Source organism: Protofrankia sp. Cr1 (assembly GCF_963555865.1).
Classification (GTDB): Bacteria; Actinomycetota; Actinomycetes; order Frankiales; family Frankiaceae; genus Protofrankia.
The window spans coordinates 1-2899 of sequence record NZ_CAUVXO010000633.1 but is presented as its reverse complement, the minus strand read 5'-3'; the positions used below and the strand labels follow the sequence as shown (position 1 = coordinate 2899).

The 2899-nt window shown below is 71.7% G+C and carries 3 protein-coding genes; all 3 read left to right on the top strand.

Annotated features, from left to right (window positions below; genetic code table 11):
- Positions 1-655: hypothetical protein (locus U9980_RS27095; RefSeq protein ID WP_322770524.1), on the top strand; the 655-nt coding region annotated here is incomplete at its 5' end.
- The gene (locus U9980_RS27090) at positions 625-1512 is read left to right on the top strand and encodes a hypothetical protein (protein ID WP_322770523.1); all 888 of its coding nucleotides are present in this window, start codon (positions 625-627) and stop codon (positions 1510-1512) included. The genes U9980_RS27095 and U9980_RS27090, both read left to right, overlap by 31 nt.
- Positions 1509-2204: an SAF domain-containing protein gene (locus tag U9980_RS27085; protein WP_322770522.1), complete on the top strand. Its 696-nt coding sequence runs from the start codon at positions 1509-1511 to the stop codon at positions 2202-2204. Before U9980_RS27090 ends, U9980_RS27085 begins: the two co-directional genes overlap by 4 nt.
- Positions 2205-2899: the final 695 nt, after the last annotated feature.

The following is a 2899-nucleotide window of genomic DNA, read 5'->3' as shown; positions in this document are numbered from 1 at the left end:
GAGTTGTGTAATGCCGTGCCCTCGCCTGTCGCCGACCCGTTTCCTGGTGATGACCGTGACCATTTCCTGCGTTCTCGTCGCGTTGACGGGATGCGACCAGCGCTCGAAACCCGGACCAAACAGCAGCGACAGTCCGGCGGCCTCCACCCTCGGGACGATCCCGCCCACCCCGGACCCACAGGCCCAGGCCCGCCTGCAAGTGGCTGCGGCGCAGGAGGGTTTCTACCGGTCCTACCTCGCGGCGGTCGCGGCGCCCGGCGATCAGGCCCGGGTGGCTGACCTGCTCGGCCGCTACACCCCGCCGGCCCCGGCCCGGGCAGATGTGGCGAGTTGGATGGCAGGGCTGGCCAGCCGGCGTCTTGCCGGCCGGGCCGGACCGGAAAGCTATTACGTGCTCGAGAATGTCGCCGTGGAGAGCCTTCCGCCCACCGGCCGGGTGATTGCGACGGTCTGCGGATACGACGACGGCGTCCTGTACGACGCGGTGAACAGAGCACCGGACGGACGCGAGATCGTCATCAGCAACAAACCGGTGAGTGAACGCACCCGGGTTACCTGGGTTGAGCAGGGCACATGGAAGATCAACACAGTCCAGGTCGTGGATACCTGGAAGGGGGTGAACCGATGCCCTCCACCCAGCTCGGCCTCCGCGTGATCATAGGATCAATTGCTCTGTGGCTCCTCCTCCCGGCTGCTACCGCGGCCGCGGACGGAATTGGCTGGACCAACAATCGTGGTATTACGACCGGCGAGGTGTCCACCGATGACGACCTGCGGGAGCTGCTCAGTTCGGTCACGACCGCGGGGCAGGACGCCGGGCCACGATCGTCGGCCGGGACGGCGCCGGTCTGCCGCTGGGTGCCGGCATCCGAGGCAACCCGGGACATGCATCTCGAGGGCCTACAGCTGCTGTCGATCATGGACAGGGACTACCCGGACGGCACCCGGCTGCGGCTCTACGGCCGGGTCTGTGACGGCACGGTGGCGACCTGGCAGTGGCTGCGGGTATCGGCCGCCACCGACCTGGTTGCGACCGCGTCGGCGGAGATCCGACGCACCCTCCCCGTCCCGCATGGCGTGTTCTCCCCGAACGTCACCGCCGGCTCGGCGGTGGTGAACGTGCCGGTGTGGTTCGCCGCGCCCGGCCAGTGGGCGCCGGTCACCGCGACCGCGACGATCCCCGGGGCCACCGTGACCGTGACCGCCGTCCCGCAGACGTTGGAGTTCCAGCCGGGTGACGGCTCGCCGGCGGTGGCGTGCACCGGGCCGGGGCCGGTGTTCACCACCGGGATGGCGGAGCCGGACCGTCCCCCGGCCTGCTCCTACACCTACCGGGACGCCTCCACCGTCGCGCCGGGCGGCCGGGCCTGGCCGGCGGTGCTCACGATCCGCTGGCAGATCGGGTGGACGGCATCGGACGGTGAGACCGGCGCGCTCGCGCCCCTGACCACGACCACCGACGTGCCTGTCGTCGTCGGGCAGATCCAGGCCATCGAACGAGCCGGCCGATGAGCACGACCACACCCGGCTGGCGGCCCGAAACCGTCGGGGTCGAGGACCCGCCGGGCCGCTCCCGCCCGTCCCCGCGGTCACGCCAGACACCGTCGGTGTCGCGGTCCCGCCGCTCCGCGAACGCGGCGTTCGCCCTCCTACTCATGATCGCCGGCGCCGGCGGGGCGGTCTGGTTCGCCGCCGACAACCAGCCCCAGCTCGATGTCGTGGCACTCGCCCGCCCGCTGTCCCGCGGGCAGGTGGTGACCCCGGCGGATCTCGCCGTCATCCGGATCACCGCGCAGGGCGGTGCCGCCCGGCTGACCACCCCGCAGGTCGCCCGCCAAGCCCTGGTCGGCAAACCGCTCCTGCTGGACCTCCCCGCGGGCACGCTGGTCACCCCGGAGATGGTCGGCTCGGTGGCCCCACCCGACGGCTATGTCGCGCTCGGCGTCCGGGTCGCCGCGGACGCGCTGCCCTCGGCGACCCTGCGACCGGGGGAACACGTCGACATTCTCGGTTTCGACAAGGGCACCGGTGTGGCGTCGGTGCTCGTCCGCGACTTCACCGTCACCGAAATCAACCGTCCAGGCCCGGACGGCCGCGCCGGGGACAGCGTGGTGTTCCTGATGGTGCCCGAGCAGACCGCAGGCGCGGTGGCCACCGCCGCGGTCAGCGACCGGGGTGTCCGGCTCCTCGGCGGCCGCCGATGACCCGCCACGCCGGCCCCCGGCTCGTCCCGCGGGCCGGATTGCAGCCCGGAGCGCGGCCCGGATCGCGGCCCGGATGGCAGACCGTCCGAGGGGAGGCGCGGTGAGTCTGCTCCCCACCGGCTACCCCGACCGGTGGACCGACGCCGCGGTCGTCGACGACCTCGTCTCCTCGATCAACGCACAGGTCCAGCAACGGCTGACCGACACCCGCCACGACCACCAACGGCCCGGCGCGGCGGACCGGGCCGCGATCGTCGAACAGGTCATCGCCGAGCAGCTCGCCCTCGCCCGCCACCGCAGCACCATCAACGGCCACCCGCCCCTCGATCCCGGCTCGGAAGAAGACGTCCGGATGCGCGCCCGCCAGGCGAACTCCCCCCTCGGCCCGCTCGGGCCGCACCTGGGCGGCCGGCAGTGGAGCGACATCGAGGTCAACGGCGCCATCAACATGATCTGCACCGAGCGGGTCGGCGGCCACCGCACCGAATATCCCTCCCCGTTCGCCGCCGACACCGAGGCGTTCGAATGGGTCGCCGAACAGGCCGCGCTGGTCGGACGGCGCTTCGACGAATCCCACCCCTCGGTCCGGTTCCGCCTGGCCAACGGCGTCCGGATCCACGCGATCGGCCGGGTCACCAGCGTCACCCCTGTCTCTTATACACATCTGACGCTGCCGACGAATTAGACGGTGTAGA